We start from the raw sequence: 17,081 nt of genomic DNA, 5'->3' as shown, positions 1-17,081 counted from the left end.
CCGTTATTTATTGTTTGAGCACGCAAATTTTGTCCGCTAACAAGCATAAGCAGAATAAAAAATACGCTCCGAAAATAATTGATTGAAAAAAACATATTGTTTTACAAAGGTGTAATCGTGTACAGCAAAGAAGTTGAATAATTCCCAGGTTTGCTATTCAAAATTTTATTATCCGACGGAGTTGTAGAATAAATAATATTGTATTTTTTTGAAGCTGTTTTAGAACTATTCGTCATCAATGATTGATTGTAATTCGAAAGTTTTATTTCCTTAGAAAGATTATTTGTTTCGATGTCTTTTATCTGAACATTGATTGAATTTAATTCCAAATTCTGTGCATCACTCGATTGTAAATATTGATTAATCGACGAAACTTGAATATCGTAAGCTGTATCAGAAGAAACAATTAAGCCATTTTGATATTCTTTCTTCACACCATTTCTATAATCTTGTATTGTATTGAAAACCAATTCTGCATTTACAGCAGAACCATCGACCGCAATAGAAAACGCCGGAGCTGATTCGTAATTTCCGTTTGGACTAATTTGCATTTCAATCGGAAAAAGACTTTTACCAATCAGGGTTCCAAATTCATTCAATAAAGAAAACTCGAATTGAATTGGATAATTGTTCCATGATTTTAGAGCATTTAGATATGTTCCTGCATCTATCACAATATCATAATTCAAGACAATTGCTCCATATTTTCCTGCTGATGTTGCTATTGTTAAAGGAGAATTTCGAATAAAATAATTTGGAGAAAAACTCATCGCGATGTTATTCTGAATAACTCCTAATTGATTTAGCGTAGGATAATTCTCTGAATAATATTGAGAAGTTGTATAATTATTAAATTTTAGCTTCAGTTTTTCGACAGGAAATTCTTTTTTCTCAGAATTTACAATAGGCGAAACAACACGCGCAACTAAAGACCAATTTTTATAATTTAAAGCACCAGACATGTGCATTTCTACAGCCACAACATTAGTCACCGTAACTCCACTACTTCCATTTACTTGCACCCAACCTTTATTATGGGCATTTAACGTAAACTGAGCAGACACTGCCATTGTCAACAATAATGTAATTGTTGAAATTATTTTCTGAAACAAATTACTATTTATCATTTGAGAACGTCAATTCAGCAATTTTCAATTGATCATCTTTCTCAAAACTTAAAGTTGAGGTAACAATATACGAGCCTTTTGGCAAATCCTTTGGCAATGGTATATATACAATTCTTTTATCATTGGGTAAACTATAGAAAACTGCATCTTGCAATTTTATTTGTTGACCATTTTCTTGGTTAATGATTTCATTTGTAATCGTTCCTTCGCTCCAAACATTTCCTTCATTCGAAATATTAAGCACCAAACGATTTTCAGTTTTATCGTAAACAAAATTTGTAAACTCTACATTTGTATCACGTGCAATATTTAATCGTTGATAAATTTTGATACCTGTACGAATCGAGAATATAATATTTTCTCCACTTTTATTTTGTCCAGCAATCGGATTTGTTTGCGTGATGTACATCATTGCTGTATGCACACTCTCTGTATTTATCTTTTCTGGAACTTGCATCAGAACTTCTATTTCTTTCGATTCTCTTGGCAAAAGTGTAAATGTATTACTTGGTAAAACTGTGATCCAGTTTGCATTACTTGTTGGTAAAGTATTAGGTTCAGAGACTACATTACCTCCAAACTCATCATACTTCCAATCATTAAAAGAAACAGACAACTCTAATGTATGTACATCACTTACATTGGTTACCATAATCTTTTTACGCTCAGACTCACCAGGATTTAACGCAAAATAAGTCCTTGGTGGACTTACAGAAATACCTGATTGTGCACTAATCTTAGTTGAAACGATTAATGCTAAAAAAGAAACGATTGTTAAAAAACGAAGAACTTTCATAAGCAAAAAGAGAAGTGATATTTTTCAATATCACTTCCTATTTTTTATATTATTGTGCTTCTATTGTATAAGTTACAGTAGTTGTATACACGGTAGGCTTCTCAACATTGTAATAATTGTTTACATAATCGTTTTTTCCTATTCCACTATACGCAACGTTAAATTTTAAAGCTGTACCACCATCTGTACTAGAAATCAAGTTTTTGTCTGATGTATCTAATACAACTTTACTGAAAGTTGATTTTGATTTATTCTCTGAACCTAAAGTTGCTACTAAGTTAATTGTATTTACAGCGATTTTACTATCACCTTCTTTTCTAACTAAGTTTTCATTTTCAGATTTTACTTTTACAGCAAAACCACCAGTACTATATACAATTAAGTGGTCATTCATAGTTTTTGTAACACCGTTAGAATAATCTTCTTTAGTTTGATATTCTAGATCAACTGTACTATTAGCACCAATAAGAATTGTTTGAATTGGGTGTAGTTTTACGTTTAATGTAGCTGTTGCTGTTTTAGGTCCAATCAAATCCGATTGTGCAAATGCTAATCCTGAAGTTAATGTACAGAAAACTGTTAAAAAAAATGCTAATTTTTTCATCATTTTAAAATTTGTTAAAAATTTATTAAAAAATATTTGTTAAATAAACTGGTAGTTTATATATTTAAGATTGGTTATTCTCAAATGCGATGCAAATGTAGAAGTTGTTTTTTGTTCTTAAAAGATTAAATCATACCAAAAGATGATGAAAAACGACATTTCTAACTATTTAATTCGGAGTGCTTTGTCTGAATTTAGTCGGAGAAATCCCAGTGTTTTTCTTGAAAAACGCAGTAAAATTGGTTTCTTGAAGGAAATTGAGTTCCAGCGCAATGTCTTTTATTGACATTTTTGAGTTGACTAATAAAATCTTTGCATTTTTCATCAATTCTTCAACAATCATTTCTTTTGCTGTTTTTCCAAAAACGATTTGAGTTGCTTTATCTAACCTTCTTTTTGTAATAAAAAGTTTATCACTGTAAAAAGATACTTGTTTATTTTCCTTGACATTTTCTTGCAAAAGTTTTTTGAATTTTGTCGCAAGTTCTACATCAAAATCATCTTGTATAAATTGGCTTTGCATATCAAATGTTTCCATTTGACCATTGATAATAATACGTTCCAAGAGATTATGAGCAAGCTTCATATCTAATTCATTTTCGAATGCAGTAATGAAATATTGCAAATAATTAGCCTCAAAAATTGGAGCAGAACAAATTGTATTCTCAACAATATTTATAATATCTCGCGAAAAAAGTGTAGAATTTTCTAACTTCAAGTTCTCTTCGATTGATTTTGAATAAAATTCTTGTTTAAAAACAATATAATAAGCATCAGTACGAGTAGTTTGTTTCACAAATTCTTGAGAGATATTGGGAGCTATAAAAAGAAAATGGTTTTTAGGAATCGAATATTCTTTTCCATTTATTTTATGAACAAATTTTTTAGAACCAGACCAGATTATTCCAAAATACTCATCAACAGATAACTCTTTTCTCAATTTTTCTGTATGTAGGATATCATTCAATTCAAATGCAGTTATACCTACATCAAAAACCAAATTATTATAAACTTTACGATTATTCCACAACATACGTCTATACTATTTTATCAGTGTTATCAATGCAAAATTAGGACCATTTTTAACCAAATTACTTGATATAAATCAAGTTATAATTTTAGTGCTCCAAAAATAATAAAATACAATATGCTATTTAAGTATTTTAAAAAATTAACTAAAAAAGAAAGCTTATTTTTAATGAATAAAAAAAAGTCTCAATAAATATTGAGACTTTTAAAACGTATTTTAATGTAGAAATTTTCTAATAACCTTTTGCTCCTTGCTCTCCTTTTAAAATCGCCAATGCAGACGATGTTCCAATTCTTTTCACGCCTAAAGCGATCATTTTTTCAGCTTCTTCTGTTGTGCGAACTCCGCCAGAAGCTTTCACTGGAAGCGAACCTGAATTTTCAAGCATCAATTTAATAACATGCTCATTTGCTCCATTTGGTTCTCCATTTTCAGTTTTATAAAAACCTGTAGAAGATTTTACAAAAACTTTTGATGCTTTTTCTTCACCTGCTTTTTCTAAAACAGTATCACGAATTAATTGTGTTATAGCAACAATCTGTTCATCTGTTAAAGCAGCAGTTTCGATAATCCATTTTACAACTTTACCTTCACGCAATGCGACTAATGTTGCAGCTTCTACTTCTTCTTTTACTTTATCGCTATCACCTTTTTTGAACGCTTCGTAGTTTACTACAAAATCTAATTCATCGGCTCCATCAGCAATTGCTTTTTGCGCTTCTCTCAACTTTTCGTTCAAATCGTAAGTCCCTTCAGGAAAGCCAATTACAGTTCCCAAAACAACATTCGATTTTTTCTCATCCAATAATTCACGAACTGATCTTACATAATCAGGACGAATCATTACCGCATAGATATCATTATCAATAGCTTCTTGTGCTAACTTATGCACCATCTCTAATGTATCAGAATTCGAAATACCTGCTTGTTCAGGTGTTTTAAGATACGTCGAGTCTAAATATTGATTAATATTCATCTTTGTATATTAAAGTTTTATTTGTCTATCTATTGGTTGCTCCAACGAAATTATAGTTTCTGTACGTGTAACGCCATCAATTTGCTGAATTTTTTTGTTCAACACATTCATTAAATGTAGATTATCACGACTCAAAATTTTAAGGAAAATCCCGTAATTTCCCGTTGTAAAATGAGCTTCCACTACTTCTGGAATTTCTTCCAAAGCTTTCACAACTAATTTATAAGAAGAAGGTTTGTCCATAAAAACACCAACGAATGACATCGTTGAATAGCCTAAAATTGCAGGATTTACAATTACTTTTGTCGAATCTATCACACCCGAAGTTTCGAGCTTCTTAATGCGTTGATGAACAGCCGTATTTGATATACCTAATTCTTTTGCTAATTGCGAAACAGGTATATTAGCATTGTCCATAAAGGCATTCAGAATCAACTTATCGATTCCGTCAATCTCAACCTGACCATTTTCGTGGATTCTCACCTATTCTTAAAATTATACCGCTACAAATTTAATATTTTAAAATGGTATAAACGGGAAAATGGTCGCTATATCCACCGAAATATTTTCCGCCAACAAAAGTTCTGAATGGCAAACCTGTAGATTTTCCGCCTGTATTCTTCAAAAAATCAGCATCAAAAATATCTGTTTTTATATATTCTAAATTTGTGTGAGAAGTAAAAAATCCTTTCGAAAAAAGCTGTTGATCGAATAACATCCATTGTTTCTTAAAGATCATCGAACCTCTTTTATACGATTGTAGACTGACCATTGGATTGAATAATTCGTTTCTGTTTATTTCTTCTTGTTTAGAACGAGTATCCAATTCATCAATTAAGTCAGAATTTGTTGGAGCATCATTAAAATCTCCCATCACAACAATTTTTGCCGAATAATTTTCGGTTAACAAATCGTTAATTCTTTTTCGAATCGTTTTAAAAATATGTTGACGTTTTAATTGATTGACTTCTTTATCAATTTTAGAAGGCAAATGAACAATAAAAATATGAATAATTTCGCCAACTAAATTTCCTTTCACATATAAAATATCTCGTGTATAAGATTTTGTATCATATTGATCTTTAAAGATAAATCTAATTGGTTCGCTTTCTAAAACTTCAAAAAATTGTTGACGATAAATTAATCCAACATTTATTTTTCTTTCGTCTAATGATTCATATAAAAGTGTTTTATAATCGCCATCTTTCAAAAAATCATTTTGAATCAAATCTTCTAAAACTTCTTCATTTTCAACCTCAGCCAAACCAACCAAATATGGCAATTCATTTGTTTCTAATTTACCAATTTTAGAGATGCAAAATGCAATCTTATTCACCTTTGTATCATAACGATTATCTTTCCATTTGATAAAATTACTGGGCAAAAAAGATTCGTCTGAAGATTTAGAATAAAAATTTTCGACATTATAAAATGCGATTGTCGCTAAATTTTGTTTCAAAAGAATTGTTTTCTGCAAAATTAAGAAAGAAACTAAGTTTATAAAAATTGGTTTCTTAAGAAGCATTAAAAAGACGACTTTCTCAAAAGTGAACTTATACATAAAGTTGAAAAAAAAATCAGTCAAAAATTATCAACTTGAACAATTTTCTTTCAATAAATTATCAACTTGACGACCTATCAAAAATCATGTTAAAAATTATACTAAAATTAGTGTAAATGATTGATTTATGGTCAACTTAATCTGCTAAATATTGTATATTTGCAAAGTTTGCAGTTTCTGCATTCAAAATTGAAAAAATGTATTTTTAATTGACTATTATTAAAATAGTCTCAAAAAAATTTAAAACATAATGTCAAAAATTCATTACACACTTACGGATGAAGCTCCGATGTTGGCAACTCACTCATTTTTGCCAATCGTACAAGGATTCACGAAAACAGCTGATATTACAATCGAAGTTCCAGATATTTCTTTAGCTGGACGTATTTTAGCTAACTTCCCTGAATTCTTAAAAGAAGAACAAAGAATTCCTGATGCTTTAGCAGAATTAGGAGCTTTGGCGACTACTCCGGAAGCAAATATCATTAAGTTACCTAATATTTCGGCTTCTGTTCCTCAGTTAGACGAAGCAATTGCAGAATTGCAAGCGAAAGGTTTTGCTGTACCAAATTATCCAGCTGAACCAAAAAATGAAGATGAAAAAGCAATCAAAGCTAGATACGGAAAAGTTTTAGGTTCTGCTGTAAATCCAGTTTTACGTGAAGGAAACTCTGACCGTCGTGCACCGAAAGCTGTTAAAAACTATGCAAAAGCTAATCCTCACAAAATGGGAGCTTGGGCTACAGACAGCAAAACAGAAGTTGCTTACATGAAATCCGGTGATTTCTATGGTACTGAAAATTCAACTACGTTAGAAAACGCAACTGAATATACAATCAAATTTTACGGAGAAGATGGTTCTGTACAAGAATTAAAATCAGCAGCGCCTCTAAAAGCTGGAGAAGTAATTGATTCTTCTGTAATGAACTTAAACTCTTTAAGATCATTTGTTCAAGAAGCTATTCAAGAAGCAAAAGATAAAAACGTATTATTGTCTGCTCACTTAAAAGCAACAATGATGAAAGTTTCTGATCCTGTTATTTTTGGAGCTATCGTTGAAACTTTCTTTAAAGATGTTTTCGTAAAATATGCTGATACTTTCAAAGCATTAGATATTAATCCGAACAATGGTTTAGCTGATTTATTCGAAAAAATCAAAGGTCATGCACAAGAAGCAGAAATCAAAGCTGCAATTGAAGCTGATTTAGCAAACGGACCACGTGTAGCAATGGTGAATTCTGATAAAGGAATTACTAACTTCCACGTTCCTTCTGATATTATTGTTGATGCATCTATGGCTGCATTGGTAAGAAACGGAGGTAAAATGTGGAACAAAGATGGTGCTGAAGAAGATACAGTAGCTATTATTCCAGACCGTTCTTACGCAGGTTTCTACGAAGCTGTTGTAGATGATATGAAAGCAAACGGTGCTTTAGATCCTACAACTATGGGTTCTGTTCCTAATGTTGGATTAATGGCTCAAAAAGCGGAAGAATATGGTTCTCACGACAAAACTTTCCAAGCTCCTGCAAACGGAACAATCAAAGTTGAAGACGCAAACGGAAACACATTATTAGAGCAAAAAGTTGAAACTTCTGATATTTTCAGAATGTCTCAAACTAAAGATGCTCCTATTCAAGACTGGGTTAAATTAGCAGTTAACAGATCTCGTTTATCTGATACTCCTGCAATTTTCTGGTTAGATAAAGGAAGAGCTCACGATCAACAAATCATCAAAAAAGTTGAAAAATACTTAGCTGATCACGATACAACAGGTTTAGATATTCGTATCATGGACGTTAAAGACGCGATGAAAGAAACTTTAAGCCGTGCAAGAGAAGGAAAAGATACTATTTCTGTTTCTGGTAACGTTTTACGTGACTACTTAACAGATTTATTCCCAATTTTAGAATTAGGAACTTCTGCTAAAATGTTATCTATCGTTCCATTAATGAACGGAGGTGGATTATTCGAAACTGGTGCGGGAGGATCTGCTCCAAAACACATCGAACAATTCGTAGAAGAAGGTTACTTACGTTGGGATTCTTTAGGTGAATTCTTAGCATTACAAGCTTCTTTAGAGCACGTTTCTCAAACACAAGGAAATGCAAAAGCTCAAACTTTAGCTGATGCTTTAGATGAAGCAAATGCTAAATTTTTAGCGACTGACAAATCTCCAGGTCGTAAATTAGGAACTATCGATAACCGTGGTTCTCACTTTTACTTAGCAATGTACTGGGCAGAAGCATTAGCAAATCAAACAAAAGATGCTGATTTAGCTGCTAAATTTGCTCCTGTTGCAAAAGCTATGGAAGAAAACGAAGCAAAAATTAACGAAGAGTTAATCGGAGCGCAAGGTAAACCTCAAGATATTGGTGGTTACTACAAAGCAGATTTTGCTAAAACAACTGCTGCAATGCGTCCATCTGCAACATTAAACGCAATTGTTGACGGAATTTAATCTAACAACATTTCTTTATAAATCAAAACCTCGAGAAATTCTCGAGGTTTTTTTGTTAAAGTCTTTTAATTAAATTCATTAACAAAAATTAACATTATTCGAGAAGAAAAATCGTCATTCAATCAAAAGTTATGATAAATTTTAATAAAAAGTATGAATGAAAATCATCTAAATAATGATAATTTTAAGAATTCAAATTCATTCTATTAGATTAATCATTCTCGCATGAAATATATTTATTTACTCGCATTATACTTTTGCTCGATTACAACTTTTGCGCAATCAAAATTGGAAACGGCTATAAAAAGTCTGGATACAAATTACGCTCAAGAAAAAGTTTATTTATTATTTGATAAGGAAGATTACATTGCTGGAGATAATATTTGGTTCAAAGCTTATACATTAAATGGCTACAAACCAAGCTTAATTTCTACAAATCTTATTGTTGAATTATACGATAAAGACAAAAAATTAATCAACCGAAAATTGGTTCCGATTGTGAACGGTGAAAGTGACGGAACACTGAATACCAAAAACGAAAACGAAGAAGGAATTTACTTTGTAAGAGCCTACACAACGTACATGACTTTCTTCTCAGAAGAATTTCAACATATCAATCAAGTCAAGATTTATAATCCAAATTCTAAATTAAAACTTGTTCCAAATCCAAATTTAAAATGGAATGCAAAAGCTTTTGCGGAAGGTGGAAATTTTATTCAAAATCAAACAACTAAATTTGCTGTAAGATTAAAATCGGACGGAGATTTACCAAAAAAATGGAATGGTTTTGTATTCGAGAAAAATAATCCTACCAATAAAATTACAACATTTGATAATCTAGATGAAAACGTTGCGACTTTTGCGTTGAGAGCAGAAGAAGGCAAATCTTATCAAGTACAATTAAATGACGAAAAAGGAAATCAACAAATTATTGATTTACCTGAAGCTAAAAAAGATGGGATTCTGATGAAAGTTGTTCGAAATAGCAAAGACATTGTGATCCAATTAAAAAGCATCAATCAAGAAAATCCTTTATTGAATCATAAAATTATTGGAACAATTAATAATGAACTTGTAATGAGTTCTCAAATTGTAAAAAGTGTGGAATCGGTTTCAACTTATGTTCCAAAAGAGGTTTTAGACAATGACAAAGGTATTTTGAACATTGCCATTTTTGATGCAAATGATATTCAGGTTGCTCATCGTTTGATATTTATCAATCCAAAAGAATCGTACAAAAAACCTGAAATTTCTTTCGAAACAACGGCTAATCCACGAGAATTAAACACAATTAAGGTAAAATATCCTGAAGAAATTAATTTTTCGGCTGTTATCAAAGATCAAAAAAATAATGATGAAGACAATTTAATTTCTGCAATGTTATTGACGCGAGATTTTAGTTCGAAAATTAATCATCCTACACAATATTTTAAAAATAATGAATTCTCAGAAAATCTGGATGCGCTTTTAATAACAGAAAAATGGAAAAGATTTAATTGGGAAGATTTAGTGGTTGGAAATATCGTAAAACCTACTATTGACAACGATCGTAGATATCTTTCCTACAAAGTGAAAGCATATAATAACGGGAGAGAATTGAGCAATGCTTCGTTGAGTATTATTTATAAAATGCAGAATAATGGAAAAGAATTTGCAACGCTTGATACTGATTATGAAGGAAACTTCGAGATGAATAATTTGTTTTATTATGGGCCAATGGCGATGAATTATTTCTTGAATTCGGAAAATGGAAAATCTGCCAACAACGGAACTTTAACTTTATCTGTTGTGCCAAATTATAAAAGTACAAGTTATAAATCCAAATTGCCTGCAACGCCTTATTTATTAGAAGAAATTACGAATAAAGAAGAAGTCGAGAAGCAGAATACGTATAAACAGAACATCAAAATCATCAATGATAAAAGTATTCGTCTGAAAGAAGTTGTTGTAAAAGCGGATAAAAAATCGAAAACTGAGAAGCTGAACAATGAATTAAGTAGCGGAATGTTCAATAACATAAACGAAACTGTGATAGATTTCGTAAACGAATCTCAGCCAATAGAAGGTTATACAAATATTATGGACTTTTTAGCTGGACGAGTTGCAGGATTAACGGTTTCTAACGGAGTTCCAAAAATTAGAAATTCTGAAGTTGCAATTTATTGGAACGAAATGAAAATGACTTCAGATAATTTAACTAGTATTAATCCTAGAGATATTGCGATGGTAAAAATTTTCAAAGGCGCTGGTTTACTTGGTAATGCAATTGCAATTTACTCTAAACGAGGAAGTGATGCGCCAGTTGATAACACGCCTATGTTACCTAATAATTTAATTCAAATTGGTGGTTATAATCAATCCCTTCCATATTTTAACAATGATGATTACGAATCGCTTTACAACGATGTTCCGAATGACATAAGAAGTACTTTATTTTGGAATCCTAATTTGTATACAGCTCCAGGAGAAGACACAGAAATAGAATATTTCAACAACGATAAACCAAAAGATTATCAATTAACTATAATTGGTTTCGATGAAAAAGGAAATCCTGTTTATTATGAAGGAAAAATAAATTAAATCAAAAACCTCAAGAGATTCTCGAGGTTTTTGGTTTTAATCAAATTCGTCGATAATATAGTAGGGTTTGTCGATTTTAAAGTTCAAAAAGAATCGATTTGGAGAATATTTGTTTAAAATTAATTCAACATGAAAACATTTATTCAACTTATCATTTTATTTAGCGCTAGTTTTCTATTTGCTCAAAACTATACACTAACAGGCGAAGTTATGGAGCAAAATAAAGCGCTTCCTTATGTTGACATTACCTTATCTAATCAAGACACAATTATCAATTTAACAACAGATGAACTTGGAAAATTCGCTATTGAAGCAAAGAAAAATACGTACAAATTTGAAATCAACTATTTTGAAGAAATTGTTTTTCAGAAAGATATTCAATTGAATAATTCTATCGATTTAGGAAAGATTGAAATTAAAACATCTACAAACTTGAAAGAAGTTGTCGTTGGAGCTGAAAAGAAAATCATGGAACGAAAAATCGATCGTTTTGTTTTCAATGTAGAAAATTCTACTTCAGCTGCTGGCGGAACTGCAATGGATGTTTTACGCGTCACTCCTGGTTTGAATGTAACAAATGACAATATTGCGGTTTCTGGAAAAAATTCTGTAATGGTTTTGATTGATGACAAACCAACTTATATGTCGCAAACGGATTTGGTTAATTATTTGGAAAGTATGAGCGCTTCTGATATTTCAAAAATTGAAGTCATTACGACTCCACCTGCAAAATATGAGGCAGAAGGAAATAGTGGAATTGTAAATATTGTAACAAAAAAAATAAAAAATAATAGCTGGAATTCCACTGTTGGCGCATCATATACGCGAAGCAAAAGAAACACAGAGCGCTACAATGCGGCTTATAATTTACAAAAAGATAAATGGACAATTCAGACTTCATTGAATGCTGGAGATAGAAGATTTCTAAGAACATGGAACAACGAATTATTTTTCTCTGATGCGCGCAGACATAACATTTCTTACACAGATTATATCAACAAATATCTTGGAGGACGATTCTCTGTTGATTATAAATTAACCGATAAATGGACAATTGGCTCTAAATTTTCGTTCAACAATTCGAAATATAATTCAGAAAATCCACAACAAATGTTTTTCAAGAATTTAGCGAACGAAATTTATCAAACAAATAAAGGAAATTCATTCGAAAATGGTAAAACAAATCAATCTTTGGTCAATCTTTATTCAGAATTTGCACTTGATTCATTAGGTAAAAAGATTTCGTTTGATGCCGATTACGCCAATTATTCATCTCCAATGAATAGAACTTATGCAACCAATTCTTACAAAAATAATCAGTTAATAGAAGATTCTTTTTTTGGTGGAAAAAGTAATTTAAACAATCGAATTGAGAATTTTTCGTCAAAAATTGATGTAGAACTTCCTTTAACAAATTTCAATTGGAGTTTTGGTGCTAAATTTTCGCAATCAAAATCAAATAATTTGGTTGAAGCATATAAAGCAGACGAAAATTACAACTATACATTTGATGAAAATTTGTCGAATCTTTTCAAATACAAAGAAAATAACGAAGCAATTTATTTGAACGGAAGTAAAAAGTTTGGAGAAAAATGGCAGATGCAAGCTGGTTTGAGATTAGAAGCAACACAAACAGAAGGTTTTTCGAGAGAAAATAATCAAACGAATAAAACAGATTATATCAAACTGTTTCCGTCATTTTATTTGTTGCATACTTTTGATAAAAGTAAAAGTTTAGGAATTAATTATTCGCGTCGTATCAATCGTCCAAATTACGAAAGTTTAAATCCTTTTCGAATGATACAAAACGAATATGTTTACAACGAAGGAAATCCTTTTTTGAAACCAGCTTTTACACACAATTTAGAACTTACTTTTACTTACAAAAAATTTGATACTCGACTTTATTATTCAAGTTTGAGAGATGGTGTCAATCAAGCTTCAATCATTGATGAGAACACAAAACATAATACTTTTGTTTGGATGAATTTTGTAGATTCGGATAGCTTTGGTTTGAGCCAAAATATGACGATAAATCCTACAAAATGGTGGTCAAGCGTTACTACTTTTGAAGTTTCTTATTCGAGCGCAAATGTTGCAATTTCTTCTAAGCGATTCAAAGGTTGGTCGAGTTCATTATTTTCGACAAATGATTTTACGCTTAATCAACAAAAAACGATGTTTATTAACTTGATTTATTTTCAAAATTTTGGAGAAACTTTCCAAAATTATAAACTAAAACCTTATGCTCGTTTCAATCTTTCGTTCAAATATTTGATGTTAGATAAAAAATTAGAATTGAGTTTGAATGCAACAGATATTTTCAAAGCGCAAGAATATTTATCACAAAATAACAATGGAATCGTACAAACTTTTGCGAATGTATGGGATACTCAAAGCATAAGAATTGGATTGAATTATAAATTCGGAAGTAATAAATTATCAGTAAAAAATCGCGAAACTGGAAATCAAGATGAAGTAAATAGAATGTAAAAATAATAAAAAAAGACGATTTTATAAAATCGTCTTTTTTTATTTAAAACCTCGCTTGCACTTGCACACTTCCCGTATGTATTGGCTTATTTTCTTCGGTTTTTCGTCCATCATACGAAATATTCAATTGCAAAAAACTTGTGATTTGCCGTTGGATTTGCAACTGCCAAACAAAATTATTTCCAGCGCGCAAACCTTCCATCATTTGATTTCCAACAACAGATTCTTGGTTTCCGATAAATTTATTGTTGATAAAACTAAAACTTCCCAACAAACTCATTTTATCCGAACCGTTCCATTGAATTTCTGTTCCCAAATCCGACTGATTTAATTGCTCTTCACCCGAAACATTCTTCTTATTTTGATAATTATAAAACAACGACGCAACAAGATTTTTTTCTGTTTGATACGTAATTTTTGGTGATAAACGAAGATTATTTAACTTATATCGTCTACTCAAAAATAATTCAGAATCGCTGTTAATCACCATATATTCAGTATCGAAACTTGCGATTAGATCTTGCAAAATCTTATAACGCGCTTGCAACAAATAACTGTCTGAATCACGGTATTCAGAACCTGTGTAAACATACGTTTGGGATTGTTGTTGATTGTAAATAAAATTTGACGACCATTTATATTGTGTTCCTTGATTAAAGAAAATCGACGAACGAATACTTCTTGTTTTACCTAAAATTTGAGCCGAATTCGTAAAAGGATTCCATTCTAACGTCGTTCCTTCTTTGCGCAACGAGTTACTTGCCGAGATATTTTGCTGAAACATCCAACGATTCCAGAATTCATTTTCGGTATTAAAAACTTGTTTTGGACGAAAACGCAACGTAAAATTGAATTGATTTTTATTCGTTTTCAAATACTCGATTGTATTCGTATACACGCGAATATAATTTGCTTGGTCGATAAATTCTGCCACTTCAAACTCGTCAATTTGCTCAATTCCATCGCCGTTATAATCCGTCCATTTGTAAATTCCCATTCCATCCGAAACTTTTACATACTGAAATTCACGCTGCGGTTCCACACCGCTTCCCACTTCATAATCTACATTTAATTGTAAACCTTGATTGAAAAAAGCTTTGTACCATTTTACGCTTCCTGTCATAAAATCTTCGTTCGGCGCATCTAAAAATTGATAATTAACTCGTCGATAATGGAAATTTAAATTTAATTGATGATTTTGTTTTTGTATTAATGTTGAATTAAAAATAGCTCCTTTACTTTGTTGAATATTTTGCCAAGTCCCTAAACGAACCGAATCGTCTTGACGTTGATAAACCGTCAAATCGATTTTATGACCAAGCGAATCTGCAAAACCTCCTTTCAACTGAAATTCATTCCATTTAAAACTTAAATCTGATTTTTGATTTTTTGTCAAATCATCCATGTCATTATTCTCGCCCCAAACTCTCGCTCCAACCCAAAATTTATTTCCAATTTTTCGTTTTCCATCTACCATATAACGCGCAAAATTGGTATTTTGAAGCGTTGCTTTTGTTGATAAAATATTTGCTTGCGCAACGATTTCGTCTTTTTCAGTTTTATAATTTGCATCAAGTTGATTTCTCAAACCTTTGTACAAACCAGTATTTTCAAGATAATCGAATTTATATTGTGCATTAAATTTTTCTTTCCAAGATGAATTGATTTTTGCTGTGATAAAATTCTGATTTACGCCACTTAATTCTTGTTCCAAATTAAAATCTCGTGCAAATTCAACAGCTCGTAAACGCTCTGCACTTTTATAATTTTTATTAATAAAATTCCATTCCGCATAAGGTGTAATTTTCCAATTTTTGAAAGAAAATGTTTTTTCACCATAAACACGAGTTGCTAAACCAGAATTGTTTTGATCATCAATCGATGAAAATAAATTTTGATCATAATTACTCAAACCTAAATTAAAACCAACATTTCCATTATTTCTCAATTGATATTGTCCATTCAACGTATAAATCTGCAACTTTTTAGGCGAAATTAATTGCTTTATTGGTTCATAATCACCTTGTAAAACTCCAGCAATTGCTTCGTTATATTGAAAGACTTTCCCATTTTGATTCGCATTTATTTGTCGATAATTTCCTTGATTAGCGCCAACATACGTGAAAGCCACTTGATACAATTCATCGTTTGGATCCGTCGAATATTCAAAAATATCTAATCCATTTTGATTTACTTTTCGATACAAGATTTTATTCGAATCATACGTCGTTTTCTCTGCAGAAATGGTGTACATTTTATCTGGATCATTCCCTGCATTTGCCAAAATTTGCTTTTCAGCATCTGTCAAATCATTTCCAAGTGAATTATTCTTCGAATCTCCTTGAGAAAAGAAAAAACCTGACAATTTCAATCGTTCCGATTCGTATTCAGCTCCACCATAAAGTAAAACTTGTGAATAATTTCGAGAATTGTACAAATACTCCACATTAATACGCGTATTTGCGGTAATCAACCGGTTTGAAGTGAAAGAAATTTCTCCTGTATTGTAATTAATTACATAATCATTTTGCTCGCCACGCTCCAACAAAACACCATCAATATATACTTTTTCACTTCCCGAAATAATAATCACATACAATTCATTATTCTTTCCAGAAAGCCTGTAAGGACCTTGATTTCCGTCTTGTCCAACAAAATTAACACGCATAAATTCACCTCGTGTAATGCTTCCAGAAGCAAAAATATTGGTCGACGATTTTTCGCTTTTTAACTGAGTTGACAATTGTAAACCTGTTACTTTTTGATTAAATGGATTGAAAAAATCTCGTTCTTGATTGGTATTAATATCAATATGTCCAGCTCTAATTTTCGAATTTTTACTGGCTAATTCGATGTAAACTTTATCAAATTCTTGCAAATTTTGCGTGTATCCATCCGATTCTATTGGCACATTATTATCCGCAATCGCCGCATTTACTGTAATATCATCCGATAATTTTCCAGACAATTCCAAATCCAACGAAGATTGCACAGACGCACTTTGATTATTCCCGAAACGAATTCCACGAACCATTGATCCTTTGCTATTCAAACCATCAAAAACATCTTTGTTCGCTTGTTTTGAATTCGGTTCTATTCGATGAAAAATATCAACTGGTTTTGCATCATTAACAATGATATTCGGATTTTTGGCATAAAAAACAGATTCGGCTAATTTTGGATTAACAAAATACTGAATTTTCACCATTTGTTTGGCGATTGAAGAATTGAAATAAACCTCGTTTCGTTCAAAATTTATCGTATAAAATTCTTTTGAAATTGGATTTCCTATTGAATCTAAAATTTGAAATTTTTCTGACAAAATTCCTTTATTTTGCAGCTTTATCGTATCAGAAAGTTGAACAGAATCTTGTCTAAAATTAGGATTTTTCCACCCAAAATGTTGAGCAAAAACAAAACTGTTCACTAACCAAAAACATAGAAAAAATAGAA

11 protein-coding genes are annotated in these 17,081 nt (G+C 31.2%); 3 read left to right on the top strand and 8 right to left on the bottom strand.

The window, feature by feature from the left end; all coding sequences use genetic code 11:
• Nucleotides 1–101: 101 nt before the first annotated feature.
• The 7 genes from B3J26_RS03805 to B3J26_RS03775 all read right to left on the bottom strand — a co-directional run bounded on the left by B3J26_RS03805 (nucleotide 102) and on the right by B3J26_RS03775 (nucleotide 5,992).
• Entirely contained in the window at nucleotides 102–1,127 is a 1,026-nt protein-coding gene (locus tag B3J26_RS03805; protein WP_291073338.1) for a hypothetical protein, read from the bottom strand.
• Entirely contained in the window at nucleotides 1,117–1,923 is an 807-nt protein-coding gene (locus B3J26_RS03800; RefSeq protein WP_291073336.1) for a molecular chaperone, read from the bottom strand. Before B3J26_RS03800 ends, B3J26_RS03805 begins: the two co-directional genes overlap by 11 nt.
• Nucleotides 1,924–1,972: 49 nt before the next feature.
• Nucleotides 1,973–2,527: a hypothetical protein gene (locus B3J26_RS03795; RefSeq protein ID WP_291073333.1), complete on the bottom strand. Its 555-nt coding sequence runs from the start codon at nucleotides 2,525–2,527 to the stop codon at nucleotides 1,973–1,975.
• Nucleotides 2,528–2,696: 169 nt separating this feature from the next.
• Nucleotides 2,697–3,560, bottom strand: coding sequence for a helix-turn-helix domain-containing protein (locus B3J26_RS03790; RefSeq protein WP_291073332.1), 864 nt, complete (start codon nucleotides 3,558–3,560; stop codon nucleotides 2,697–2,699).
• A 229-nt stretch (nucleotides 3,561–3,789) separates the two neighbouring features.
• A complete protein-coding gene (deoC, locus tag B3J26_RS03785; RefSeq protein ID WP_188319314.1) occupies nucleotides 3,790–4,533 on the bottom strand; it encodes a deoxyribose-phosphate aldolase in 744 nt (247 codons plus the stop codon).
• A gap of 9 nt (nucleotides 4,534–4,542) precedes the next feature.
• Nucleotides 4,543–5,016 (bottom strand): Lrp/AsnC ligand binding domain-containing protein, encoded by a 474-nt coding sequence (locus tag B3J26_RS03780; RefSeq protein WP_038330779.1) that lies wholly within the window; start codon nucleotides 5,014–5,016, stop codon nucleotides 4,543–4,545.
• A gap of 28 nt (nucleotides 5,017–5,044) precedes the next feature.
• A complete protein-coding gene (locus tag B3J26_RS03775; protein WP_291073330.1) occupies nucleotides 5,045–5,992 on the bottom strand; it encodes an endonuclease in 948 nt (315 codons plus the stop codon).
• Between the two features lie 352 nt (nucleotides 5,993–6,344).
• Between B3J26_RS03775 and B3J26_RS03770 the strand changes: the two genes are divergently transcribed.
• The 3 genes from B3J26_RS03770 to B3J26_RS03760 all read left to right on the top strand — a co-directional run bounded on the left by B3J26_RS03770 (nucleotide 6,345) and on the right by B3J26_RS03760 (nucleotide 13,628).
• Nucleotides 6,345–8,555, top strand: coding sequence for an NADP-dependent isocitrate dehydrogenase (locus B3J26_RS03770; RefSeq protein WP_291073329.1), 2,211 nt, complete (start codon nucleotides 6,345–6,347; stop codon nucleotides 8,553–8,555).
• 225 nt (nucleotides 8,556–8,780) lie between these two features.
• Nucleotides 8,781–11,135, top strand: coding sequence for a hypothetical protein (locus B3J26_RS03765; RefSeq protein ID WP_291073328.1), 2,355 nt, complete (start codon nucleotides 8,781–8,783; stop codon nucleotides 11,133–11,135).
• Nucleotides 11,136–11,264: 129 nt separating this feature from the next.
• A complete protein-coding gene (locus tag B3J26_RS03760; RefSeq protein WP_291073327.1) occupies nucleotides 11,265–13,628 on the top strand; it encodes a TonB-dependent receptor domain-containing protein in 2,364 nt (787 codons plus the stop codon).
• 43 nt (nucleotides 13,629–13,671) lie between these two features.
• On the opposite strand, the gene B3J26_RS03755 is transcribed toward B3J26_RS03760, so the two are convergent.
• Nucleotides 13,672–17,055 carry a hypothetical protein gene (locus B3J26_RS03755; protein WP_280050062.1) on the bottom strand — a complete coding sequence of 1,128 codons (3,384 nt, stop codon included), beginning with the start codon at nucleotides 17,053–17,055 and terminating at the stop codon, nucleotides 13,672–13,674.
• Nucleotides 17,056–17,081: the final 26 nt, after the last annotated feature.

This window comes from Empedobacter sp. UBA5987, from assembly GCF_002429865.1.
In the GTDB taxonomy this organism is placed as follows: Bacteria; Bacteroidota; Bacteroidia; order Flavobacteriales; family Weeksellaceae; genus Empedobacter; species Empedobacter falsenii_B.
This window is presented reverse-complemented; position numbering and strand designations above follow the sequence as displayed.